We start from the raw sequence: 22011 nt of genomic DNA, 5'->3' as shown, positions 1-22011 counted from the left end.
CGCTACGGCGAGAGCCGTTCGGGCACGGCCTGATCTGACAGAATCGGGATATGTCCTCACCTTTGGCCGAGCGGCCGACGCTGCGGATGGTGGCGAAGGAGGCAGGGGTCTCGGTCGCGACCGTGTCCTACGTGCTGTCCGGGCGGCACCGCAGCCACACGATCAAGGACTCCACCGCGGACCGGGTCCGCGAGGCCGCGTCGCGCCTGGGCTACCGGCGCAACGACGCGGCCCGCGCGATCCGGACCGGGAAGTCGGACCTGGTCCTGCTGTCGCTCAGCTACCTCGCGGACCCGTGGTCGCAGGCGGTCGCGGCCACGGTCAGCAGCGCGGTCTCGCCGCTCGGCAAGACCGCGCTGATCGTCGCGGACGGTGACTGGCGGACCGTCCTGACCAACCGCACGCCTGACGTGATCTTCATCGACAGCGTCAAACCCGAGCCATCGCAGGCCGACGAGATCGCCGCCTTCGCCGCCCAGGGCGTCCAGATCGTCGTGTTCAGCGAGACCCTCGAACCGCTCGGCTTCGACGTGATCCGCTCCGGCGCCGAGCCGCGCTGCCACCTCGCCGTGGAACACCTGCTCGAGCGGCACGACCACATCGGCGCGCTCACCTCGCGGACCACCGGATTCGCCCGCTTCGACGCGTACGTCAACACGCTCCGCGCCGCCGGCAAGCCGATCCACAGCGAGGACATCGAGGTCTTCGAGCAGCACCCCGAAGGCGCCTACCGGGCCGCGATGGCGCTGCTGTCCCGCCCGGACCGGCCGACCGCGCTGTACTGCACCACCGACTTCGCCGCGATCGCCGCGGTCCGGGCGGCGCACCGGCTGCGGATCGACGTACCGCGGGACCTGGCGATCATCGGTGTCGGCAACACCCTCGACGGCGAGAACCTCGACCCGGCGCTGTCCACCGTCGGGCCGGTCGGCTTCAACGAGGCGCTCGCCCGGATCATCGTCGGCCGCCTGACCGACCGGGAAGGCGCGCCCGGCGAAGTGTTCGATTTCCCCTGGCAACTGATCGTGCGGGAGTCCTCTTGAGTCAGCCGAACGTCGTACTGATCTGTGTCGACGAGTGGCGGGGCGACGCGATGTCGTGCGCCGGCCACCCCTACGTCGAGACTCCGCATCTGGACGAGCTGGCGCGGAACGGCGTCCGGTTCAGCCGCGGGTACTCCGCGACGCCGACGTGTGTGCCGGCGCGGGTCGCGTTGTTCACCGGGCAGTCGCAGGAGCGGCACGGGCGGGTCGGGTACACCGACGGCGTACCGTTCGACGTCGCGCATCCGGTGACGGTGCAGGGTGAGTTCAGGCGCGCCGGGTACCACACGCAGGCGATCGGGAAGATGCACGTCTGGCCGGAGCGGGCGCGGCTCGGGTTCGACGACGTCGTACTGCACGACGGGTTCCTGCATCACTCGCGGCGGGAGCACCGGCAGCAGTTCGGGTTCTTCGACGACTACGTGCCGTGGCTGCGGCGGCAGCCCGGGGTGTCGCCGGACGCGGAGTACTTCGACCACGGGGTGAACTGCAACTCGGTCGTCGCCCGCCCGTGGGACAAGGCGGAGGAGCTGCACCCGACGTCCTGGGTCGGCACCCAGACGATCGAGTGGCTGTACCGGCGGGACCCGACGAAGCCGTTCTTCCTGTACCTGTCGTTCCACCGGCCGCATCCGCCGTACGACCCGCCGGCCTGGGCGTTCGACCGGTACGACGCGCTGCCGCCGTACGAGCGCGAGCTGGGCGACTGGGAGGGCGACTGGGACGAGTACCGGCAGGACGGGGACTACCAGGCGTCGATCGGGGACCTGCCGGACCGGGTCGTGCACCGGGCGCGGGCCGGGTACTACGGGCTGATGGCGCAGATCGACCTGCAGGTGAACCGGATCCGCGAGGCGCTCGTCGACTTCGGCGTGTACGACGACACGATCATCGCGTTCACGTCCGACCACGGCGAGATGATGGGCGACCACCGGATGTTCCGGAAGTCGGTGCCGTACGAGGGATCGGCGCGGGTGCCGTTCGTCGTCGCGGACCGGGCGTCCGCGGGCGGGGCCGTCCGCGGCGGGGTGGTCGACCAGGTGGTGGAGCTGCGGGACGTGATGCCGACGCTGCTGGACCTGGCCGGCGTACCGGTGCCGGAGTCGGTCGACGGGGTGTCGCTGGCGCCGTTCCTGCGCGGGGAGACCGTCGACGTACGGGAGTGGTTGCACGGGGAGCACTTGCACTTCGGGCAGTCGCTGCAGTGGGTGACCGATGGGAGGACCAAGTATGTGTGGGGGTCGGATCGGGGCGTCGAGCAACTGTTCGACCTCGTCGAGGACCCGGGGGAGCTGCACAACCTGGTGTCGTCCCGCCCCGAGCTGCGGGACCTCTGGCGCGCGCGGCTGATCCAGGATCTGACCGGCCGGGAGGAACGCTTCGTCGCCGACGGCGAGCTGGTCACCGGACGGCCGGTGACCCCGATCCTCAACCACACAAGGGAGAGACTTGCTCAAGCCACCGGGTGACGGCTGGACGATCGTCGACGTCGGCGAGTCCGACACGACGGTGTACCGCCGCGACGACGTGTATGCCAAGTGCTGCGACCCGTCCGGCGTCGCGGAGCTGTCCGCCGAACGTGACCGCATCCGCTGGCTCGGCGGCACCGGGTTGCCGGGAGCAACGGTCCTCGACTGGCTCGAGTCGGCGGACGGCGGGTGCCTGCTGACGTCCGCTGTTCCCGGCGTACCCGGCGACACGCTCTCACCGGATGCTTACCCACGCGCGATGGGCAGTCTGGGGCGGCTCATGCGGGAGCTGCATTCGCTGAAGGGCTGCCCGTACGAGCGGCCGCTGGCGGACGTGATCGCGTCGGCGGCGGACGTCGTACGGCGGGGTGCGGTGAACCCGGACTTCCTGACCGACGAATGGCGGAAGCGGACGCCGGAGCAGCTGCTCGCGGAGGTGGTTGCCGAGAGCCCCTACGTGGAAAGCGTGCTGGAACCGGTCGTCTGCCACGGCGACGCCTGCCTGCCGAACATCTTCTTCGACCCGGACACCCTCGAGGTCACCGGCCTGATCGACCTCGGCCGCCTCGCTGTCGCCGACCGGTACGCCGACCTCGCCCTCACCACGATCCAGCTCCACGACGAGTGGTCCGCCGACCCGGCCCCGTTCCTCGAGGCCTACGGCGTCCCGACGCCCGACGTCCGCCGCCTGCACTTCTTCCGCCTCCTCGACCCTCTGACCTGGGGCTGACATGACCGCGGTCGAGATCGTCGCACTCGTCGTCTCCCGGCAGCACGCCTTCGAGGGCCGCCCGCAGGACGGCCCGCGCCCGGATCCCGAGCCGGTCGCCCGGACCGAGATCGAGATCCGCGCCGGTCTCGGCATCGTCGGCGACCGGTACTACGGCCAGGCCGTCCACAAGAACGCCGCCGTCACGCTCATCGACGCCGCCTCCCTCGACGAGGTCGTCCGGACGCTCGGCCTCGGCGCCCCGCTCGACCCGCACCTGACCCGCCGCAACATCACCCTGCGCGGCTTCCCGATCGACGAGTTCGCCGCGCACCGGGCCGCCGACGGCTCCCGCGTCGAAGGCCGCCGTTTCACCCTCGGCGGCATCACCTTCCAGGCGAACCGCCCGGCCAACCCGTGCGCCTGGATGGACGCCGTCCTCGCTCCCGGCGCGATGCGGGCCCTCCGCGGCCACGGCGGGATCCGTGCCACGCCGCTGACCTCCGGCGTCCTCCGCCTCGGCCCGACGGAACTCGACGGGTAGCCGAGTTACGCCGTAGTAGCCGACTCCCGGATCAGCGTGGTCGGTTTGCCCGCCAGCGCGGCCGGCAGCAGCGTCCGCAGCCCGGGTAGCCGGAGTACGCGCAGCAGCAGCCGTCGCACGATCAGCTCGGTCCGTGACTGTGGGAGGAACCAACGAGCAGTCGACCGCGCCACCTTCTGCTTCTCCTCCACCACCGGCCGCCAGACCCGTTCGTACTCCGCCATCCCGTCCTCGATCGTTGGTGCCTCCACCAGCTTCTCCGCCAGCAGATACGCCCCCGCGATCCCGAGCGACGCCCCCTGCCCGGCCAGCAGCGACACGGCCCCGCATGCGTCCCCGACCAGCACGACCCGCCCCGAACTCCAGCGCGGCATCACCACCTGCGACACCTGGTCGTAGTAGATCTGCTCCGGTTCCGGGCACAACGCCAGCGCCTGCGGCACCACCCAGCCCAGCCCGTCGTACGCCGACCTGATCGCGGCCCGGGTGTCCACCGGTACGGCGGGATCGGCCGTCCGGTGCACCGCGAACGACGCCACCCGCCCGTCCCGCAACGCGTAGAACCCGAACTGGCTGCCGATCGTGTCCGTGAGGCAGAACCGCCCGCCCACCTCGGTGTGGATCGCCGGCGCGTCGAAGCTGTACGCCGCCGTGTGGAACCCGAGGAACCGCACGTACGACGACCCGAACACCTCCCGGCGGATCGCGGAATGGATGCCGTCGGCACCGACCAGTACGTCGCCGTCGACCGTCGACCCGTCCGCGAGCCGCACCCGGACGCCGTCCGCGGACGACGTGACACCGGTCAGCGTCGCGCCGTACCGCAGGTCGACCGCGCTCGGCAGGTGATCCCGTAGTACCTGCTCGAGGTCGGGCCGCATCACGCTGAGCAGCTCGCCGTCCGCGAACTGGCGGATCGTGATGCCTGCCCGCTTCCGGCCGTGGTTGTCGACGAGGGCCGCCTCCTCGACGTGGTACGCGACCTCCTGCAGCGCCGGCAGCAGGCCCATCGCCTCCATCGCGTCGTACCCGGGGCCGAAGAAGTCGATCATGTAGCCCTGCGGTCGCGGGCCCGGGCTGCGTTCGAGGACGGTGACGTCCTGGCCGAGCGTCGACAAGCGGTGTGCCAGCGCGAGTCCGGCGATCCCGGCTCCGCAGATGATTGCGTGCATTCAACTCACCAGCCTTTGCAGAACGGTGCGGAGGGCCGGGGGTTCCGGCCCGAAGGTGCGGTGCAGGAGCAGGCCGTCGAGGGCGGCGGCGAGGACCGCGGCGGTCGCGGACGGCTCGGCGACCTGGTGGATCGCGAGCCAGTCGGCGACCCGGGTCCGGAAGTCCGCCACCAGGGCGGCGATCTGCGTACGCAGGCGTTCGTCGCGGGTCGCGGCCAGGTACGTCTCGGTGAAGAGAAGCGACATCGGGTCGCTCCCGTCGTACTGCTCGACCGAGGCCAGCAGCGCGTCGATCGCGGCGGGTGGGGTGGTCGCGGCGGTGAACAGCTCGTCCGTTGCCGTCAGCACCTGTCGCATCGCGCTCACCGCGGCCTCGGTCAGGACGTCCTGCACCGACGAGAAGTGGTAGTGCACGACGCTCGGCGTCACCCCGGCCCGCTCCGCGAGGATCCGCGTACTGACCGCCGACCACCCGCGCTCCGGGATCAACTCGACCGCCGCGGCCATCAGCCGGAGCCGTACTTCCTGACCTTGCTGCGCGGTCGGCGCCATCCGACATCCTCCAGGGCGATCGTCCTGTACGATCGTCCTGATCGTAACCACGAGAAGAGCCCGGGCACAAGGCCCGGGCCTGACGACTACTTACGGCCGAACTTCCACCACTTCGGCTTGTTCATCTTGATCTCGTCCGGCTCCATCGGCGGCGGCACCGGCGGCCGCGACTCCTCGGTGAGGAAGTTCCCCGACTCGGTGTCGTACGGCGTGACGCCGAGCCTCCGGCTGATCTCCATCACGATCGGGATCGACCGCGGCCCGTCGTTCAGGTAGAAGGTGATGTCGCGAACCTCGACCCCCTTCCCGATCGTCATCTCGACGTCGAACTCCGCACTCCGCAACGCCAGCCACGACGGCTTGCTGGTATCCACCTCCGGCACCAACTCCCGAACCGCGGCCACCACATCGGCCGACGTCCCGACCGAAGGCGGCTCGTAGTCCACCGGTACGTCGTCGAGGCGCCGTACGCCTCCTGGCCCGCGCATCGCATAGACAGCCCAGCTCATACCCCCAGCATGCCAGGTGATCAGCGCTTCCGGGCGGCGAGGATCGCGAATCCGAGGTACTGACCGTTGTCGGCCGTCAGCATGTCGATCGCTCCGGCCTGCGGCTCGTCCCGGAACTCGGCGACCGCGCGGGACCACCGGAGCCAGTCCGCCCAGCCACCTTCCTGCCACCGCGCGGCCGTGATGTCGACCAGTTCGGTGACCTCCCACTGGAACCGCCACCACTCCGGCGTGTGCCACGCAAGCGCCTCCCACCCGACCACCGCGCGGATGTGCTCCGGGATGCTCCCGAGCTCGTGGATCTCTCGTGTCATCGCCGGCGTCGCCACGCCGAGCTGGCCGCCCGGAGCGAGGAAGCGCGTGATGTACGCGAGGTAGTTGTCCGCGGTGCCGAAGTACTCCCAGGCGTCGATGCACACGATCGCGTCGAAGAACCCGTCCGCGAACGGCAGCGTGTGGGCCTCGGCCTTCACCGTGACAACCTCCGGCAGGTCGGTCGACGCCGCCGCCTCCGTTGGATCAACCCACAGGTCGGCCGCCCACACCCGGACGCCGTACTCCTGGGCGAGGAACACCGACGTGGCGCCCTTGCCGGAGCCGAGGTCGAGTACTCGCATGCCGGGGCGCAGGTCGAGGTCGCGGGCGAGATCCTCCAGCAACCACAGCGGATTCGGGCCCATGTCGCGGCTCAGCAGCCAGTCGGCGGCGTACCGGTTGGATCGGGGGTAGCTGTCGTGCCGCAGATCCATCGGCACAGGGTAGCCGGGGGGAATCCGGGTGTGCCTGCGGTTTTCGGTGTTGCAGGGTGGGGGCATGGTTGAGCTTGATCCGGTGATTCGGGCGTTCTATCGGGATCGGTATGTCGAGGACGATCGGCTGGTGCGGAACGGGCACGGGCGGTTGGAGTTCGTGCGGACGCAGGAGTTGTTGCGGCGGTGGTTGCCGGCGGCGGCCGACGTGCTGGATGTCGGTGGGGCGACCGGGGTGCATGCGCGGTGGCTTGCCGCGGATGGGCATCGGGTGACGTTGGTGGATGCGTTGCCGGAGCATGTGCGGACGGCTGCCGCGGTGGGGACGTTTGCGGCTGAGGTCGGGGATGCGCGGGCGTTGCGGCAGGGGGACGCGAGCGTGGACGTGACGCTGCTGCTGGGTCCGCTGTACCACCTGGTGGAGGCGGCGGACCGGGCGCAGGCGTTGGCCGAGGCGGTTCGGGTGACGCGGCCGGGCGGGATCGTGGTCGCGGCGGTGATCAACCGGTACGGCGGGCTGCTCGAGGCGGGGAGCAACGGGACGCTGTCCGAGGAGAACCTGCCGATGTACGCCGAGGCGTTCGCGTCCGGGCGGATCGACGGGTCGAGCGGCTTCACGGTCGCGTACTTCCACCACGCCGACGAACTCGCCGCCGAGCTGACCACCGCCGGCCTCGCGGACGTCGACGTACTCGGGGTGGAAGGTCCGGCCGCCGCCATCCTGCAGAACGCGGCGCCGGAGCGGTTCGACGACCTGCTCCCGGCGGCTGCTCTCTTCGCTCGGCAGGTCGAGTCGGACCCGCGGTTGCAGGCGGCCAGCCAGCACTTCCTCGGGTACGGACGGGTAGTCGGCTGAGTGCGGTCCGTAGCGGGGTCGCGAAACGGTGTCAATAGCTGCAACCAGGTTCTCCGGATGGCGGTCCAGGCCGTAATATCAGCCGGCGGTCGGTGCGGGGGTCGTTGCCGGCCTATCTGACGGGGCTCGGCGCAAGCCGGTACTGGGGAGAAGCGAAACCTATGGCGGACGAGTCGGCGCCCAAGCCCGGGCACTTCCTGCCCGGCGGCGACGGGGACCGGACATCGGCGGACCAGCGGAAGCCGGACGGGTCGGCACCGTTGGCGGCACCCACACCACGGCTCGGCAGGGACGACCAGCCGGCCCATCCACAGCTCCGCGGCAGCCGGATCGACCCGAACCGGCCGTCGCTGTCCGGCACGCGGCTCGGCCCGTCGCCCGCGGAGGACCGCGCGGCCGCGGCGTACCGCGAGGTCTTCCACCCGGAGCCGATCCCGTTCGTCCCGAAGAAGCGGTCGAAGGGGCTGATCGCGCTAATCGTCGCCGCCGTACTGCTCGTGCTCGGCGGCGGCGCGACGTTCGCGGTCAAGGTGCTGTCGAACTACGACGGCTTCGTCGCGAACCCGATGGGTACGCCGTCCGCGCAGCCGGCCGACGGCACCGGCGGCGGCCCGACGACCGCCGCACCGGCCGGGAAGGGGACGCCGGACGCGGACATCGTCGGCAAGAACCCGATCTACGCGGCCGGGAAGCTGGCGGCGGTGAACTGCCCGGAGCCCGCGTTCCGCCCGACGTCCAAAGAGAACGTACGGTCGTACTACCAGGCGCTCACCGCATGTATGGACAAGGCGTGGCAGCCGCTGGTCACCAAGGCGGGCTTCGAGTTCCGGTCGCCGCGGCTGATCGTCTTCGACGACGGCGAGGAGACCGCGTGCGGCGTCCAGAGCGACGACCTCGCGTCGTACTGCCAGGACGACCAGGGCGGCAGCGTGACGATGCCGTGGCAGAAGATCGTCGAGGACTACCCGAAGCACCGGGCCGCGACCCGGGTGCAGATGGCGCAGTCGTTCGGCTTCGTGTACGGCGCCCACGTGCAGAACCTGACCGGGATGGCCGCGGCCGCCGGCAACCTCGCGGACACTGCCGCGAACAAGACCGCCGAGCTCGAACAGGACCGGCGTACCGCGCTGCAGGCGTCCTGTTTCGGCGCGGCGTTCTTCGGTGCCGCGCGGGCCAGCTTCCCGCTGCGCGGCGAGCTGCTGCAGCAGTGGAACGAGCAGGTCCGGCGCAGCGGCGACGAGTTCAGCAAGGACAAGACCCGCGACCACGGCTCCAGCAAGAGCACCACGCTGTGGATGAACCAGGGCTTCGCGACAACCAACCCCGGGTCCTGCAACACTTTCGGCGCAGCATCCGCCAAGGTCAGCTGAGCCAGATGGGAACCATCGATGCCTGACTCCGTCCCGCAGCCGGGCCACTTCAGCACGGGGGAGCCGCCGCCCGGGTCCCAGCCGCTGTCCTTGAAGACAGCACAGCCCGTCGGCCTCGGCAAGGCGCGCCCGGTTGCGTACGACGACTCGTCCGTCCGCCGGAAGGCCCGTCCGCTGCCGACCGAGCCGGGCACCGAGAGCGACTACAACGGCCCGCCGGCCGCACCGCTGACGGGTGCGCCGTACGCCCCGCTCACCGGCACCCGTCGCGTGGGCGGCCCGCGCCCCACCGGCTGGCACTCGAACCCGTCCCGCACCGGCGCGCAGTTCAGCGCCGAGCCGCCGCCGCTCAAGCCGCCGCGCCAGTACTCGCGGCCGATCATCGCCGGCCTCTCGGTCCTGGTCGTCGTGATGCTCACCGGCGCCGCCATCGGCGGCTTCAAGCTCGTCGACTCGTACGGCCTCCAGCGGCCGCTGTCGCAGCCCTCGATCAAGAAGTCCGAGGCTCCGCTGCCGCCCCCGCCGGACCCGACCGTGACGGTCACCGTCCAGGGCGTCCCGGACATGGTCCGGCTGCAGCAGAACAAGATCTACGCCGCCGGGACCGTCGTGTCGGTCAGCTGCAAGGAGCCGGCCATCAAGCCGAACTCGCAGTCGACGATCCTGCGCTACTACCAGGCGTTGCTGCCCTGCCTGAACAACGCCTGGGCGCCGATCGTGAAGAAGGCCGGGTACGACTTCCGGTCGCCGAAGGTGAAGCTGCAGACCAGCCAGGTCACCGACGACGAGGACTGCACCGGCGAGTCGGACACGGCGTACTACTGCAGCGCCGACGAGAGCATCAACATCAGCTGGAAAGAAGACCTCAAGTACTACAAGGCCGAGCCGCTGGCCGCGCGGGTGTGGATGCTCGACACGATGGCGCACGAGTACGGTCACCACGTCCAGCAGATGACCGAGATGATGACCGCATCGTGGTCGCGCGAGGGCTGGACGAAGTCGAAGGCGATGAAGCTCGAGTGGTCCCGCCGCCTCGAACTGCAGGCGACCTGCTTCGGCGCGGCGTTCCTCGGCGCCAACCAGAAGTCCCTCGGCCTGTCCGGCGAGAAGCTGAAGACCTGGCAGTGGGAGGCGTCGCACTCCGGCGACGAGTACAACCCGGAGAAGATCCGCGACCACGGCTCCCGGAAGAGCAACTGGGCCTGGTCCGGCCCGGCCTTCGGCTCCGCCAACCCCAAGGACTGCAACACGTTCACCGCACCGTCGGCAAAGGTGAGTTGATGCGGCGCGTCTGCGTACTGGTGCTGCTGCTGGCCCTGGCCGGTTGTGCGCGGACCGAACCGGCGGCTGCTCCTCCGTCCGTCACGCCTACCCCTACGCCTACCCCCACTCCGGTAAAGGTCACGACGCCGTCAGATCCGCCGACGTTCGACATGACGACCGACGTACTGCACAACAAGCTGTACTCCGCCGGCCGGGTGCCGGTGGTGCGGTGCGCGTTGCCGCGGCCGAACCTGAAGACGAGGGCCGGACTGGTGGCCTACGGCAACGTCCTCGTCGCCTGTATGACGAAAGCGTGGTCGCCGCTCGTCGAGAAGGCGAGCGCGGTCCTGTCCGAGGTCGAGCTGATCCCGTACAGCGCGCGCCGCCCGAAGGCCGTGCCCGCCTGCACGGACCCGCCCGGCAACGCCGACGCGTTCTACTACTTCAGCGGCTTCACCGGGAAGATCTGCTTCGACACCGACCTCTACCTGCAGTCGAACGACCAGGAGTTCAACCTGGTCAACTTCGAGCAGCTGATCGCGCACGAGTACGGCCACCACGTCCAGTACGGCGTCGGGATCCTGACGCTGTACGACGAACTGATGCGCGGCAAGTCCGCGTCCGGCCAACTCGAGGTGATGCGCCGCAAGGAACTCCAGGCCAGCTGCTTCGGCGCCGCCTTCCTCGGCGCCAACAAACGCACCTTCGCCCTTTCCGGCACCCGCCTCAGATACTGGCGGTACGTCGTCAGCCACGTCGGCGACGAATACAGCAAGGTCCGCGACCACGGCTCCCGCAAGAGCCACTCCTACTGGACAACCCGAGCCTTCACCTCCACCACCCCCGCCACCTGCAACACCTTCACCGCCCCCGCCAAACGAGTCAGCTGAGCCATGCGCAGGACAGTCGTGGTGATCGGGCTCCTCACAGTGGCCGGCGCCTGCGTCGCCGCGCTTGGCACGCCGGAACTGCCGCGCCAGGTGGAGCAGGCGGCTGCGAGTTTCACGTCGCCGACTCTGCTCGACAACCAGCTGTACTCGGCGGGGCAGGTACCTGCGGTCGCTTGCAGCCTGCCGGACGGCCCGTTGAAGACGCAAACCGACGTACAGCGAACCGGGGACGCGATGGTCGTATGCCTTGAGCGGGCCTGGAAGCCGGTCGTCGAGCGAGCAGACGAGAGCTTTTCGCCCACCACTCTGCACGTCATGACGGTGGGGTCACAGACCGCCTGTGGCGACTTCGACGACGACACCGATGCGTTCTACTGCTCCGAGAACTCGGACATCTACCTCGACTGGACCCAGCATGTCGAGGAGAGCCCGGACGACCGGCAGGACGTGTCGGCGTACCTGCTGTTCGTGTTGGCGCACGAGTTCGGGCACCATCTCCAGCAGCTGGTGGGGATCATGGCGTACTCCGACGACAGCCTGGAAGAGAGCCGCCGCATTGAATTGCAGGCATCCTGCCTGGCGGCCGCGTTCCTCGGCGCGAACCGGGACACGCTCAACCTGTACGACGACCGCTTCGACGCCTACGAGGACGGGGCCTACAGCGGCGACTACGGCCACGGGTCCGGGAAGAACAACAAGTTCTGGTCCAAGGCCGGCTTCGCCGCCAAGTCTCCCTCAGCCTGCAACACGTGGGCTGCCCCCGTGAAACGAGTCAGCTGAACCATGCGCCGTATGACGCTCCTCCTGCCGGCGCTGGTCCTGGCTGTGCTTGCTGGTTGCTCGGCGCTGTCTGCGGCTCGAAGTTCGGTGCCGTCGCCGGTGCAGCCGGTGGTGGCGAGCGCTACGCCGACCGTGACGTCCGTGTCGTTGGAAGAAACGTACCTGCTGCACAACAAGCTCTATTCGGCCGGGCAGGTGCCGGCGGTGGGCTGTTACCTGCCGGGTGGGCCGTTGAAGACGCGGAGCGACGTACAGCGGTTTGCGAACGCGGAGTTGGTGTGCCTGCAGCGCGCGTGGAAGCCGGTCGTCGAACGCGCGGACGTCGCCTTCTACCCGACAGCCCTGTACATCGTGACCGTCGGCGCGCGGACCGCCTGCGGTAGCTTCGACGACGACGCCGACGCGTTCTACTGCCCCGACAACTCCGACGTCTACCTCGACTGGACCGTCTTTGCCGAGGCGGACGTGGACGACCGCCCGTACGCCGTGGCCTCGCTGCTGTTCGTGATGGCGCACGAGTTCGCCCACCACCTCCAGCAGCTCACCGGCATCTCGGCGTACTACGACGACCGCCTCGACCGCACCACCGGCGCCGCCTCCCTCGAACAAACCCGCCGCCTCGAACTCCAGGCCTCCTGCCTGGCGGCGGCGTTCCTCGGCGCGAACCAGCAAACCCTCAACCTGTACGACGAACGCTACGAAGGCTACGAGGAAGAGGCCTCCACCGGCGACGAAGACGTCGGCCTCGACCGCGACCACGGCTCCCGCAAGAACAACACGGCCTGGACCGAAGCAGCCTTCTCCACCAAGTCCCCGTCCGCCTGCAACACCTGGACCGCCCCCGCGAAACGAGTCACCTGACATGCGCCGTACGACAGCATTTCTGGCGGCGGTGCTGCTCGTCGCCGGCTGCTCCCGAACCTCCGCCGTACCCGACTCGACGCCGACTGCGGTCCCGCCTGCGAGTGTCACGCCGACCCGGATGCCGAGGTCGCTGACCGTACGGACGCCGGAGCCGATCAAGGACGAATTCCTGCTGTACAACCAGTTGTACAAGTCCGGGGCGATCACCGCCGTGCGTTGCTCGCTGCCCACCACCACGCTTGTGACCAAACAAGCCATGCTGCGGTACGCGACTGCCTTGGTGACCTGCCTGGACCGTGCATGGGCGCCTGTCATCACCCGTGCCGGGTTCGAGTTCATCCGGCCGTCGGCCGTCTTCTCCGCACCGCCGGGGACCAGGACCGCCTGCGGAACAATGGAGAAGGACGTCTACGGGAGGTACTGCGAGGACAATCGCGGCATCTACTTCAACTGGCCCGAGTACGTCGTCGAGGGCACATTCGGCCAGCACGACGCCGAGCAGTGGGTGCAGTGGCTGATAGGCCACGAGTACGGGCACCACGTGCAGGCGTTGACCGGCATTCTCGACCAGTACGGCGACCGGTACTGGGCTGCCAAGGCGACCGCCAGGGCCGTCGAGGAGAGCCGCAGCGAGATGCAGGCGCATTGTTTCGCGGCCGCGTTCTTCGGAGCGAATCGGGACACCTTCCGGATTCGCGGCACCCGTCTCGGCCACTACGGACACCCGGGCTACGACCGGCACGCCGCCGACATGGTGAACTTCGACCGGTGGATGCGGAAGGCGTTCACGGCGCGAGGACCGGCCGGCTGCAACACCTGGGCGGCGCCGGCGAACACCGTCACAGGAGCTTGAGTTTGAAGCCTTCGTGGGTGTTTTCGAAGCCGAGGTTGGTGTAGAAGCGGTGGGCGTCGGTGCGGGTCTTGTCCGAGGTCAGTTGGACGAGGGTGCAGCCGCGGGTGCGGGACTCCTCGATGGCCCACTGGATCAGGGTGGTGCCGAGGCCGGAGCCGCGGGCGTTGCCGGCCACCCGGACCGCTTCGATCAGGCCGCGGGTGGAGCCGCGGCGGGAGAGGCCGGGGACGATCGTGAGCTGGAGGGTGCCGATCACCTCGTGGTTGCGTTCGGCAACCACGAGGAGTTGGTTGGGGTCGGCATCGATCTGCTCGAACGCGGCCAGGTACGGCGTCAGGTCGTCCGTCGACTCGCGGGTGGCGCCGAGTTGGTCGTCGGCGATCATGGTGACGATGGGGGCGACGTCGGCGGCGGTGGCGCGGCGGATCACGAGCTCGGTCATGGGTCCAGGATCGCAAACAGCTGAAGCGGTTCAGCCGCCGGGGTAAGCACCGAAGTACCGCCATGGTGATTGCCTTACGCAAACACTTTTCGTTGCCCGCCTCGCCCGGGATCGTTGTTTGCCTCAGGCATCAGCGGGTAACAGTCATACTGGACACCACTGCATCCGCCCGTGCCGGGGTTGGGGCAGTCATGCGCCGACAGCGGATGCGGGCCAGTCCTGAAAGGTTCATCCGATGTCAGCGTTAGCGATTGACTTCACCCAGCCGTTCGAGGATGCCTTCAGCAAGCTGCTGTCGTTCATCCCGAACCTGCTGGGCGGCCTGGTCATCCTGGTTGTCGGCTACTTCGTCGCCAAGGTGCTCGGCAAACTCGTCGGCAAACTTCTCGGCCGGGTCGGCTTCGACAGCTGGATGGAGCGGGCCGGCGTCTCCGGTGTGCTGCAACGGTCGGGCACGGGGCTGACCGCTTCGGCGATGCTCGGCAAGGTCGTGTTCTGGTTCGTGTTCCTGATCAGCTTCACGATGTTCGCCTCCGCGCTCGGGGTCCCGGAGATCTCGAACTTCATGAGCGACATGCTCGGCTACATCCCGCGGATCTTCGCCGCGATCGTGATCGTCTGCCTGGCGGCTCTGTTCGCGAACTTCCTGGCCGCGATCATCCGCGGTGCCACCGGCAACGAAACCCTCGCCAAGGTGGCCCGGTACGCCGTCCTCGTGTACGCCGCGTTCGCCGCGCTCACCCAGCTCGGCGTAGCCGTCCAGCTGACCGGCAACACCCTGCTGATCGTCCTCGCCGGCGCAGCCCTCGCCCTCGGCCTCGCTTTCGGCCTCGGGGGCCGCGAGATGGCCGGCCGTGCGCTCACCAACGTGTTCTCCAAGGACAACCTGAACAAGCCGGCCGCAGACCCCAACACCACCGGCTCCAACGGCACCGCGGAGTACCCGGCCCAGGGCAACTACCAGGGCAACTCCCAGGGCAACTACGAAGGTGGCTACCAGCAACAGCAGCCCGAACAACACCCCGCCACCCACAGCGCCGGTTGGTCAAACGGCAACCCCCAGAACGGCAACTGGCAACAGGGCCAGTAACCCACCCCCCCACCAACGGGCGGCAACCCATCCGGGTTGCCGCCCGTGGCGTGTCCGCCGACGGCTCATTCGGCGAGTGGATGAGTGTGCTGCCCGAGGAGTGTGCCTGTTTCAGCTGTTGTCCGGGCCGGCTTTGCGGACTTCTTCGACCTTTGTCATGGCGGTGCGGAGGTCTGTCAGCCAGGACTCGCTGTGTTGGGCTACGAGTTTGACGCACCAGCCGAGGGCGTCGCTGCGGGACCGGGCTACGCCGGCGTCTACGAGGGTGTCGAGGACCTGGCGTTCGGGCTGGCGGAGGCGGGTCATGACGGGGGCGGAGAGGGAGGTGAAGACGGTGCGGGTGTCGCCGCAGCGGACGCCCCAGGCGACCTTGCGGCGGGCGGCGTGTTCCAGTTCGCGGGCGATCTCGATGCGGCGGTCGCGGGTGTCTTCGCGGAACTGCTTGATGCGGCCGTCCTCGGCGGCGGAGCGCTCGGCGGCGCTGACGTCCTTGTTCTGCTCGGGTGCGGGGATCCGGCCGACGATCAGGATCTCGTCCCGGTCGATCGACAGTTCGGTGTCGCCCTCGAACCAGTCGCCCGGCAACCGCCCGGTCAGCCAGCCCCGCACCTTCTCCTGCTCGGTCTGCGTACTCATGTAATCATGATTACACCACAACAGGTCGAGCTCAAGCGGTCAGTGGTACTGCACCGTGTAGACCGCGTGCGCGTCGCCCTGCGACAGGCCGACGTTCGAGACCCCGATCACGAGCGTGTGCCGGGTGACGTCGTTCCGGTACGTCACGTACGTCGTCCCGGCCGCGCCCTCGGATGCGATCCGCGTCCAGTGCGTGCCGCCGGCCGCGGGCACCCGGTGCAGTTCCCGGACGGCGGTCGGTGTCGCGTAGTACGCCGTCCACTTGCTGTCGCCGCGGCCCCAGGCCCGGACGAGGTTGTCCGACCACTGCACCGCGTTCCAGGCCTTCGGTTCGCCGCTGAACTTGGCGGTGTACGCCGCGTGCCAGCCGCCGGCGCCGCGCAGTCCGACGTTCTGTACGCCGATCGTGAGGTTCCCGCCGCGGGCGTCGTCGTGGTACGTCACGTAGATCGTCCCGGCCGCGCCCTCGGTGGAGACGCGCCGCCAGTGGATGCCGCCCGGTGTCGCCTGAGCGAACAGGGTGCGAGCGGTGGTCGTCGAGGCATAGCAGTCGGCAGCCGCCGTGTTGCCGCTGCCCCAGGCGCGGACGAGCCGGTCGGCGTACGTGACCGCGGAAACTCCGGAAACGGAACCGGAACACGTTGTCGTGGTTGTGGTGGTGCCGGCATTGGCCGGCGTTGCGCCGGTGAGGACGAGCGGTGCGGTCACCGCAAGTGCCGTCGTGGCGCCAAGACCCAAGATCCTTCGAATCATCATCGACCTCCCGAGTGGATGTGGTCCTACTGATTGGGACGCCGCATCGCACTCGGGAGTTTGGGCTGCAACACGCTTGCAATATCAAGCAGCAGGTGGTGGCGCGAACGCGGACCGTAACCGCTCCTGCGCCTCCGCTCCGGCCGCGGTCCGGTCGAGCCCGAGCAACGCCGCCCCCACCACCGGAGGTACGTCGACCACGCGCGGCACAGCCTTCGGGGCAACGTCGGCGAGCAGCCGGGTGACCCGGTCGAGCAGGACCGGGTGCCGCGCGGTGAGGACGCCGCCGCCGAGCACGACCGTGACCGGATCCGCGAGCAGGTCGAGCCGCCGCAACGCGCTGAGCGCCATCGCGACGATCTCCTCGGCCTGCTGCTGAACGATGCCTAAGGCAACGGCATCGCCGGCGGCCGCGACCTGGAACAGCACCGGCGCCGCCTCGAGCTGCCGGTCCGGCGACAGCTCGCCGAAGTGGAACGCCTCGATCACCGCGTCCAAGGTCGGCTTGCCGAAGTGCAGGCACAACGCGGTGACCAACGCGGTCGCCGGCCCACGCCCGTCCTCGGCGCGGGACGCCGACCAGAACGCCTCCTCGGCCAGCTGTGCGCCGCCGCCCCAGTCGCCGGTCACCTTCCCCAACGCGGTGAATCGCGCCGTACGGCCGTCCGGCAGCATCCCGGAGCAGTTGATCCCGGCACCGCACACCACGGCCACACCGCGCGGTTCGTCGACCCCTGACCGCAACAGCGCGAACGTGTCGTTGGCGACGTACACGGACTCCGCCCAGCCGCGCTCCTCGAACACCGTGGTGAGCTGGTCGACCTCAACAGGCAGGTCCGCGTTCGCGAGGCAGGCCGACAGCTGTTGCACGACAGGTACGTCGCCAACGCGCAACCCGGCCGCCGCGACCGCAGCCCGCACCAGGGGCTCGAGTTGGTCGATGGCCGCGACAGGGCCGATCTTCTGCGGCTCGAACCCGCCGCCGCGCGCCGTGCCGAGCACTGTGCCGTCTGCTGCGACCAGTGCGACGTCCGTCTTGCTGTTGCCGGCGTCGAACGCGAGTACGCCGCCCGGGACTAGCGCGCCCACGGCAGGTACGCCTTGTTGTGCGCCAGCAGCTTGTCCGTGAGTTCCTGCGCGATCGAGATCTGCCCGACGAGTGGATGCGCCAGCAACGCCTGGAACACCCGGTCGGCTCCACCGTGTACTGCTGCCTGCAGCGCAAGGTCCTCATACGCCGTCACGTGTGCGACAAGCCCTGCGTACAAAGGCTCCAAAGGCGACACCGCCAACGGCTTTGCGCCCTGGGCGTTGACCGTTGCGGGTACCTCGATGACGGCGTCGTCCGCGAGGAACGGGAATGTCCCGTTGTTGAGCGCGTTCACCACCTGTACGTCGCCGGTGTCGTTGAGCAGGGACGACGCCAGCGCGACGGCTGCCTCCGAGTAGTACGCCCCGCCGCGCTGTTCGAGCAGCGCAGGCTTCTCGTCGAGCTGCGGGTCGGCGTACATGTCCAGCAGCTGCTTCTCGAGCGCAGCGACCTCGGCTGCACGTGAGGGCTTGTGGAGCAGCTCCTGCACCACCGCGTCGTGCTGGTAGTAGTAGCGCAGGTAGTACGACGGAACGACGCCTAGCTGCTGTACGACGTCAGCCGGGAGGTGCAGGTCGTCCGCAATGTCGCCCAGGTGCCGTGAGAGCAGTTGGGGAAGCACGTCCTCGCCGTTGACGCGTACGGCGCGCTCCCAGGTCAGATGGTTCAACCCGACGTGGTCCAGCGACACCTCCTCCGGCGTAACACCCAAGAGCGCGGCGAACCGGCGCTGGAACCCGATCGCCACGTTGCACAGCCCGACAGCTTTGTGCCCGTGCGACAACAGCGCCCGCGTGACGATCCCGACCGGGTTGGTGAAGTCGATGATCCATGCGTCCGGGTTGGTACGTCGTACGCGCTCCGCAATGTCCAGCACCACCGGGACGGTCCGTAGCGCCTTGGCGAGCCCGCCCGCGCCCGTAGTCTCCTGGCCGACGCAGCCGCAGTCCAACGGCCACGTCTCGTCCTCGTTGCGCGCAGCCTGCCCACCGACGCGCAGCTGCAGCAGTACTGCGTCAGCGCCGTCGATGCCCGCGTCCAGGTCCGACGTGGTGATCACACGGCCGGCATGGCCCTGTTTGGCGAAGATGCGTCGCGCCAGGCCGCCGACCAGCTCCAGCCGGTCCGCCACCGGGTCCACGAGCACCAGCTTCGACACCGGCAGCGTGTCCCGCAACCGGGCGAACCCGTCGACGAGCTCAGGCGTGTAGGTGGACCCGCCACCAACAACTGTCAGCTTCATCCCTTGACCCCTGTCAGTGTGACGCCTTCGATGAAGGCCTTTTGCGCGAAGAAGAACAAGATGATCACCGGGGCCATCACCAGCAGCGTTGCGGCCATGGTGAGGTTCCAGCTGGTGTGATGGGCGCCCTTGAAGGACTCAAGGCCGTAGCTGAGCGTCCAGGCGGCCGGGTTCTCGCTGGCGTAGATCTGCGGACCGAAGTAGTCGTTCCAGCAGTAGAAGAACTGGAACAGCGCCACTGCGGCGATAGCCGGCCTGGCCATCGGCAGGACGATCCGGACGAGCGCCTTGAACTCACCGCAGCCGTCCACCTTGGCCGCGTCCACGTAGTCCTTGGGAATCGTTAGCAGGAACTGCCGGAGCAGAAACACCGAGAACGCGTCCGTGAACGCCATCGGGATGATCAGCGGCCACAATGTCCCGGACAGGTGTAGCTGCTTCGCCCAGAACAGGTACATCGGCACGATCACCACCTGCGGCGGCAGCATCATCGTGGCGATCACCAGCATCAGGGCGACGTTCCGGCCGCGGAACTTGAACCGGGCGAGCGCGTACGCCACCGGGATACTCGACAGCAACGTGAGCGCCGTGCCGAGCACGGCGTAGAGCAGGGTGTTCTTCCACCAGGTAAGGAAACCTGGTGTCTCCCAGACGGTCCGTAGGTTCTCCCAGTGCCAGCTGTGCGGCCACAGGTCCCGCGTGAGCGCCTGCTGGTCGCTCATGAGCGCCGTGAGGAAGATAAACACGAACGGCAGCACGAAGAACAGGGCTGCGGCAATGGCGAGCGCGTGTACGCCGACCCAGTGCAGGAAGCGCGTACGACGGGCTTCCCGAGCAGCAGGTGTCACGGCGACCGGTGGGGCCAACGTAGTCGCGGTCATGCGGCACTCCTCTCGCTCATGGAGCGCATGAGGAACCCGGTGAACGCCATCGCCAGTACGAACAGCACTAGCGCGATCACGGACGCCCCGCCGGTGTCGAAGCGCTGGAAGCCCAGGTGATACACGAGCTGCGGCAGCGTCAACGTGGACTTCTCCGGGTACCCGGGCTCGAACTGCTGCCCCGCACCGCCGATGACCCCACTGGCGACCTTCCCGGCCACCAACGGTTGTGTGTAGTACTGCATCGTCTGGATCACGCCCGTGACGACCGCGAACAGCACGATCGGCGAGATGTTCGGCAGCGTCACGAACCGGAACCGCTGCCACGCGCCCGCGCCGTCCAACGACGCTGCCTCGTACTGTTCCTGCGGTACGTCGAGCAGTGAGGCCATGAAGATGACCATCAGGTCACCGATGCCCCATAGTGCCAGCATCGTCAGCGCGGGCTTCGACCAGTGCGGGTCATTGAACCACCCCGGCTGCGGCAACCCGAGGCTGCCGAGGATGTTGTTGACCGGCCCGGTGCCCGGGTTCAGCAGGAACGCGAACGCCATCGTGGCGGCGACCGGCGGCGCCAGATACGGCAGGTAGAACGCCGTACGGAAGAAGCCGGCGCCTGTCTTCACCTTGGTGATCAGCAGGCCGATTCCCAGTCCGAACAGCACCCGTAGCGTCACCATGACCACAACCAGCCAGAGGGTGTTGCGCAGTGCGGGCCAGAAGAACGGGTAGTCGGTGAAGACGTACTGCCAGTTCTTGAGGCCGGCCCAGGTGGGTGCGGTGAACCCGTCGTACTTCATGAAGCTGAAGTAGACGGTCGAGACCAGCGGGTAGAGGAAGAAGAGGCTGACGCCGATCAGCCAGGGCGACATGAAGGCCAGATTGCGCAGGGTCTCCCTGCGGCGCTTCTGCTGCAGTGTCATTTCGCCTGGGCCAGGTCTTTGTCGATCTGCTCGTCCGTCTTCGCCAGACCGGCCGCGAGGTCAGGGACCTTGCCGGACTCGTAGGCGTAGCCGAAGTCCTGCAGCGTGAGCTGGTATGCCCCACCGTTCGGGCTGGCCGGCGTAGTGCTGCTCTTAGGGTGCTGGGCGATGCCGATGAACGGTTTGAGGTCCGCACTGAGCTTGGGGGACTTGAGAGCGTCCAGCGTGGACGGCACGTTGTGGATGGCGTTCGCGAAGCTGACGACGGCGTCGGTGTCGGTCGTCATGAACTTGACCAGCTCCCAGGCCGCGTTCTGCTTCTGGCTGGTGCTGGCGATCCCGATCACGGTTCCGGACAGGTAGCCCTTGCCGTAGCTGTCGGCCTGGTCGTCAGGCACCGGGAACGGCGCCACACCGATGTCGAACTTCGCCCCGGCCTCGCGCGCCATCCCGAGCCGCCACTCGCCGTCCATCGTCATCGCGACCTGGCCGGTGTGGAACGGGTTCTTGGCGCCGAACTCGTCGCCGAACGTCGCACGGTACTTCTCCAGCTTGGCGAACCCGCCCAGCTGCTGCACCAGCCCTTGCTGCCACTTGAGCATGCTCGCGAACGCCGGATCCTTGGCCAGGTTCGACTTGCCGTCGGCCGTGAAGTACGTCGGGTTCCAGAGCGCGGCGAAGTGCGACGTGGTCGACTCGTACCCGTGGAAGTTCGGCATGAAGCCGAGCTGCGTGTAGCTGTCGCCCTTGACCTTCGTGAGCTTCTTGGCGTCGGCGTCGAACTCGGACAGCGTTTTCGGCGGCCCTGCGATCCCAGCGGCCTTGAACGCGTCCTTGTTGTAGTACAGGCCGTACGCGTCGTTCAGCAGCGGGAGCGTGCACCGCTTGCCCTGGAACTGCGTGTAGTCCTGCAGCGGCTTCGGGAACGTCTTGTCCAGGTCGATGCCGCTCTTGCCCAGGAACGGCGTCAGGTCGCTGAACACGTTCGATGCACAGAACGTGCCGACGTTGTCCGTGGTGAACGACGACACCACGTCCGGCGCGTTGGAACCGCCGGCCCGGAGCGCCTGCTTGATCTTGTCGTCGTTGATGTTGCCGACGACCTTGACGTGGATATTCGGATGCTTCGCCTCGAACGCCTTCACATTGGCGTCGATCGCGGCCACCTCGGAAGGTGCGCTCCATCCGTGCCAGAACGTGATCTCCACGTTCTTGCCGGCATCATCGGTGGCCTGCGGTGCGTTCGTCGTACCAGTGCAGGCTGTCGCGAGTAGCGCGACTGCGGCGGTGCCGATGACGGCACGGTGGAAGCTTCGCATCCGGTCTCCTA

Annotated in this window: 24 protein-coding genes; 12 read left to right on the top strand and 12 right to left on the bottom strand. The window is 68.5% G+C overall.

The window, feature by feature from the left end; all coding sequences use genetic code 11:
- The first annotated feature begins 50 nt into the window (after positions 1 to 50).
- Genes ACXJJ3_RS16325 through ACXJJ3_RS16310 form a run of 4 tightly spaced genes read left to right on the top strand, consistent with a single transcriptional unit; the run spans position 51 to position 3765 of the window.
- Entirely contained in the window at positions 51 to 1043 is a 993-nt protein-coding gene (locus ACXJJ3_RS16325; RefSeq protein ID WP_458170942.1) for a LacI family DNA-binding transcriptional regulator, read from the top strand.
- Positions 1040 to 2512, top strand: coding sequence for an arylsulfatase (locus tag ACXJJ3_RS16320; RefSeq protein ID WP_458170941.1), 1473 nt, complete (start codon positions 1040 to 1042; stop codon positions 2510 to 2512). Before ACXJJ3_RS16325 ends, ACXJJ3_RS16320 begins: the two co-directional genes overlap by 4 nt.
- A complete protein-coding gene (locus ACXJJ3_RS16315) occupies positions 2493 to 3242 on the top strand; it encodes a phosphotransferase (RefSeq protein WP_458170940.1) in 750 nt (249 codons plus the stop codon). Before ACXJJ3_RS16320 ends, ACXJJ3_RS16315 begins: the two co-directional genes overlap by 20 nt.
- 1 nt (position 3243) lies before the next feature.
- Positions 3244 to 3765, top strand: coding sequence for an MOSC domain-containing protein (locus ACXJJ3_RS16310; protein ID WP_458170939.1), 522 nt, complete (start codon positions 3244 to 3246; stop codon positions 3763 to 3765).
- Positions 3766 to 3770: 5 nt separating this feature from the next.
- Here ACXJJ3_RS16310 and ACXJJ3_RS16305 read toward each other — a convergent pair whose 3' ends face one another.
- From ACXJJ3_RS16305 to ACXJJ3_RS16290, 4 genes are all read right to left on the bottom strand, one after another.
- The gene (locus ACXJJ3_RS16305) at positions 3771 to 4937 is read right to left on the bottom strand and encodes an FAD-dependent monooxygenase (protein WP_458170938.1); all 1167 of its coding nucleotides are present in this window, start codon (positions 4935 to 4937) and stop codon (positions 3771 to 3773) included.
- Positions 4938 to 5489 carry a TetR/AcrR family transcriptional regulator gene (locus tag ACXJJ3_RS16300; protein WP_458170937.1) on the bottom strand — a complete coding sequence of 184 codons (552 nt, stop codon included), beginning with the start codon at positions 5487 to 5489 and terminating at the stop codon, positions 4938 to 4940. It abuts the gene before it with no gap.
- Positions 5490 to 5575: 86 nt separating this feature from the next.
- Positions 5576 to 5998, bottom strand: coding sequence for a hypothetical protein (locus ACXJJ3_RS16295; RefSeq protein ID WP_458170936.1), 423 nt, complete (start codon positions 5996 to 5998; stop codon positions 5576 to 5578).
- Positions 5999 to 6018: 20 nt separating this feature from the next.
- Entirely contained in the window at positions 6019 to 6747 is a 729-nt protein-coding gene (locus tag ACXJJ3_RS16290; RefSeq protein WP_458170935.1) for an SAM-dependent methyltransferase, read from the bottom strand.
- A 64-nt stretch (positions 6748 to 6811) separates the two neighbouring features.
- Between ACXJJ3_RS16290 and ACXJJ3_RS16285 the strand changes: the two genes are divergently transcribed.
- The 7 genes from ACXJJ3_RS16285 (at position 6812) to ACXJJ3_RS16255 (ending at position 13623) form a co-directional block, all read left to right on the top strand.
- Complete coding sequence (locus tag ACXJJ3_RS16285) at positions 6812 to 7603, top strand: class I SAM-dependent methyltransferase (RefSeq protein WP_458170934.1); 792 nt, start codon at positions 6812 to 6814, stop codon at positions 7601 to 7603.
- A 161-nt stretch (positions 7604 to 7764) separates the two neighbouring features.
- Positions 7765 to 8973, top strand: a complete 1209-nt coding sequence (locus tag ACXJJ3_RS16280) for a neutral zinc metallopeptidase (RefSeq protein WP_458170933.1) — start codon at positions 7765 to 7767, stop codon at positions 8971 to 8973.
- Between the two features lie 18 nt (positions 8974 to 8991).
- On the top strand, positions 8992 to 10254 hold the full coding sequence (locus tag ACXJJ3_RS16275) for a neutral zinc metallopeptidase (protein WP_458170932.1): 1263 nt from the start codon (positions 8992 to 8994) through the stop codon (positions 10252 to 10254).
- The gene (locus ACXJJ3_RS16270; RefSeq protein WP_458170931.1) at positions 10254 to 11126 is read left to right on the top strand and encodes a neutral zinc metallopeptidase; all 873 of its coding nucleotides are present in this window, start codon (positions 10254 to 10256) and stop codon (positions 11124 to 11126) included. The genes ACXJJ3_RS16275 and ACXJJ3_RS16270 overlap by 1 nt, the downstream gene beginning before the upstream one ends.
- A 3-nt stretch (positions 11127 to 11129) precedes the next feature.
- A complete protein-coding gene (locus ACXJJ3_RS16265; RefSeq protein ID WP_458170929.1) occupies positions 11130 to 11906 on the top strand; it encodes a neutral zinc metallopeptidase in 777 nt (258 codons plus the stop codon).
- Positions 11907 to 11918: 12 nt separating this feature from the next.
- On the top strand, positions 11919 to 12767 hold the full coding sequence (locus ACXJJ3_RS16260) for a neutral zinc metallopeptidase (protein ID WP_458170927.1): 849 nt from the start codon (positions 11919 to 11921) through the stop codon (positions 12765 to 12767).
- A gap of 1 nt (position 12768) precedes the next feature.
- Positions 12769 to 13623, top strand: coding sequence for a neutral zinc metallopeptidase (locus tag ACXJJ3_RS16255; protein ID WP_458170926.1), 855 nt, complete (start codon positions 12769 to 12771; stop codon positions 13621 to 13623).
- On the opposite strand, the gene ACXJJ3_RS16250 is transcribed toward ACXJJ3_RS16255, so the two are convergent.
- Positions 13610 to 14065, bottom strand: coding sequence for an N-acetyltransferase family protein (locus tag ACXJJ3_RS16250; RefSeq protein ID WP_458170924.1), 456 nt, complete (start codon positions 14063 to 14065; stop codon positions 13610 to 13612). The two genes, ACXJJ3_RS16255 and ACXJJ3_RS16250, sit on opposite strands and share 14 nt — an antisense overlap.
- Positions 14066 to 14300: 235 nt before the next feature.
- On the opposite strand from ACXJJ3_RS16250, the gene ACXJJ3_RS16245 reads away from it, so the two are divergent.
- Positions 14301 to 15155: a mechanosensitive ion channel family protein gene (locus tag ACXJJ3_RS16245; RefSeq protein ID WP_458170922.1), complete on the top strand. Its 855-nt coding sequence runs from the start codon at positions 14301 to 14303 to the stop codon at positions 15153 to 15155.
- Positions 15156 to 15266: 111 nt separating this feature from the next.
- Here the strand turns inward: ACXJJ3_RS16245 and ACXJJ3_RS16240 are convergent, their stop codons facing one another.
- From ACXJJ3_RS16240 to ACXJJ3_RS16210, 7 genes are all read right to left on the bottom strand, one after another.
- Positions 15267 to 15791 carry a hypothetical protein gene (locus ACXJJ3_RS16240; protein WP_458170920.1) on the bottom strand — a complete coding sequence of 175 codons (525 nt, stop codon included), beginning with the start codon at positions 15789 to 15791 and terminating at the stop codon, positions 15267 to 15269.
- Positions 15792 to 15830: 39 nt separating this feature from the next.
- Positions 15831 to 16499 (bottom strand): hypothetical protein, encoded by a 669-nt coding sequence (locus tag ACXJJ3_RS16235; RefSeq protein WP_458170919.1) that lies wholly within the window; start codon positions 16497 to 16499, stop codon positions 15831 to 15833.
- A 129-nt stretch (positions 16500 to 16628) separates the two neighbouring features.
- Positions 16629 to 17633, bottom strand: a complete 1005-nt coding sequence (locus ACXJJ3_RS16230; protein ID WP_458170917.1) for an N-acetylglucosamine kinase — start codon at positions 17631 to 17633, stop codon at positions 16629 to 16631.
- Entirely contained in the window at positions 17621 to 18877 is a 1257-nt protein-coding gene (locus ACXJJ3_RS16225; protein WP_458170915.1) for a 6-phospho-beta-glucosidase, read from the bottom strand. Before ACXJJ3_RS16225 ends, ACXJJ3_RS16230 begins: the two co-directional genes overlap by 13 nt.
- A complete protein-coding gene (locus ACXJJ3_RS16220) occupies positions 18874 to 19758 on the bottom strand; it encodes a carbohydrate ABC transporter permease (protein ID WP_458170913.1) in 885 nt (294 codons plus the stop codon). The genes ACXJJ3_RS16225 and ACXJJ3_RS16220 overlap by 4 nt, the downstream gene beginning before the upstream one ends.
- On the bottom strand, positions 19755 to 20681 hold the full coding sequence (locus ACXJJ3_RS16215) for a carbohydrate ABC transporter permease (protein WP_458170911.1): 927 nt from the start codon (positions 20679 to 20681) through the stop codon (positions 19755 to 19757). Before ACXJJ3_RS16215 ends, ACXJJ3_RS16220 begins: the two co-directional genes overlap by 4 nt.
- Positions 20678 to 22000 carry an ABC transporter substrate-binding protein gene (locus tag ACXJJ3_RS16210; RefSeq protein WP_458170910.1) on the bottom strand — a complete coding sequence of 441 codons (1323 nt, stop codon included), beginning with the start codon at positions 21998 to 22000 and terminating at the stop codon, positions 20678 to 20680. Before ACXJJ3_RS16210 ends, ACXJJ3_RS16215 begins: the two co-directional genes overlap by 4 nt.
- Between the last annotated feature and the right edge of the window lie 11 nt (positions 22001 to 22011).

Source organism: Kribbella sp. WER1, from assembly GCF_054189145.1.
Note: the sequence above shows the minus strand (reverse complement) of the source record. Positions and strands in the feature narration are given on the sequence as shown.

Bases quoted from the DNA above. Each gene is read 5' to 3' on its own strand.
- ACXJJ3_RS16325 (WP_458170942.1), top strand. From the start codon at position 51: ATGTCCTCACCTTTGGCCGAGCGGCCGACGCTGCGGATGGTGGCGAAG.
- ACXJJ3_RS16310 (WP_458170939.1), top strand. From the start codon at position 3,244: ATGACCGCGGTCGAGATCGTCGCACTCGTCGTCTCCCGGCAGCACGCC.
- ACXJJ3_RS16305 (WP_458170938.1), bottom strand. From the start codon at position 4,937: ATGCACGCAATCATCTGCGGAGCCGGGATCGCCGGACTCGCGCTGGCA.
- ACXJJ3_RS16300 (WP_458170937.1), bottom strand. From the start codon at position 5,489: ATGGCGCCGACCGCGCAGCAAGGTCAGGAAGTACGGCTCCGGCTGATG.
- ACXJJ3_RS16295 (WP_458170936.1), bottom strand. From the start codon at position 5,998: ATGAGCTGGGCTGTCTATGCGATGCGCGGGCCAGGAGGCGTACGGCGC.
- ACXJJ3_RS16290 (WP_458170935.1), bottom strand. From the start codon at position 6,747: ATGGATCTGCGGCACGACAGCTACCCCCGATCCAACCGGTACGCCGCC.
- ACXJJ3_RS16285 (WP_458170934.1), top strand. From the start codon at position 6,812: ATGGTTGAGCTTGATCCGGTGATTCGGGCGTTCTATCGGGATCGGTAT.
- ACXJJ3_RS16280 (WP_458170933.1), top strand. From the start codon at position 7,765: ATGGCGGACGAGTCGGCGCCCAAGCCCGGGCACTTCCTGCCCGGCGGC.
- ACXJJ3_RS16275 (WP_458170932.1), top strand. From the start codon at position 8,992: ATGCCTGACTCCGTCCCGCAGCCGGGCCACTTCAGCACGGGGGAGCCG.
- ACXJJ3_RS16270 (WP_458170931.1), top strand. From the start codon at position 10,254: ATGCGGCGCGTCTGCGTACTGGTGCTGCTGCTGGCCCTGGCCGGTTGT.
- ACXJJ3_RS16265 (WP_458170929.1), top strand. From the start codon at position 11,130: ATGCGCAGGACAGTCGTGGTGATCGGGCTCCTCACAGTGGCCGGCGCC.
- ACXJJ3_RS16260 (WP_458170927.1), top strand. From the start codon at position 11,919: ATGACGCTCCTCCTGCCGGCGCTGGTCCTGGCTGTGCTTGCTGGTTGC.
- ACXJJ3_RS16255 (WP_458170926.1), top strand. From the start codon at position 12,769: ATGCGCCGTACGACAGCATTTCTGGCGGCGGTGCTGCTCGTCGCCGGC.
- ACXJJ3_RS16250 (WP_458170924.1), bottom strand. From the start codon at position 14,065: ATGACCGAGCTCGTGATCCGCCGCGCCACCGCCGCCGACGTCGCCCCC.
- ACXJJ3_RS16245 (WP_458170922.1), top strand. From the start codon at position 14,301: ATGTCAGCGTTAGCGATTGACTTCACCCAGCCGTTCGAGGATGCCTTC.
- ACXJJ3_RS16240 (WP_458170920.1), bottom strand. From the start codon at position 15,791: ATGAGTACGCAGACCGAGCAGGAGAAGGTGCGGGGCTGGCTGACCGGG.
- ACXJJ3_RS16225 (WP_458170915.1), bottom strand. From the start codon at position 18,877: ATGAAGCTGACAGTTGTTGGTGGCGGGTCCACCTACACGCCTGAGCTC.
- ACXJJ3_RS16220 (WP_458170913.1), bottom strand. From the start codon at position 19,758: ATGACCGCGACTACGTTGGCCCCACCGGTCGCCGTGACACCTGCTGCT.
- ACXJJ3_RS16215 (WP_458170911.1), bottom strand. From the start codon at position 20,681: ATGACACTGCAGCAGAAGCGCCGCAGGGAGACCCTGCGCAATCTGGCC.
- ACXJJ3_RS16210 (WP_458170910.1), bottom strand. From the start codon at position 22,000: ATGCGAAGCTTCCACCGTGCCGTCATCGGCACCGCCGCAGTCGCGCTA.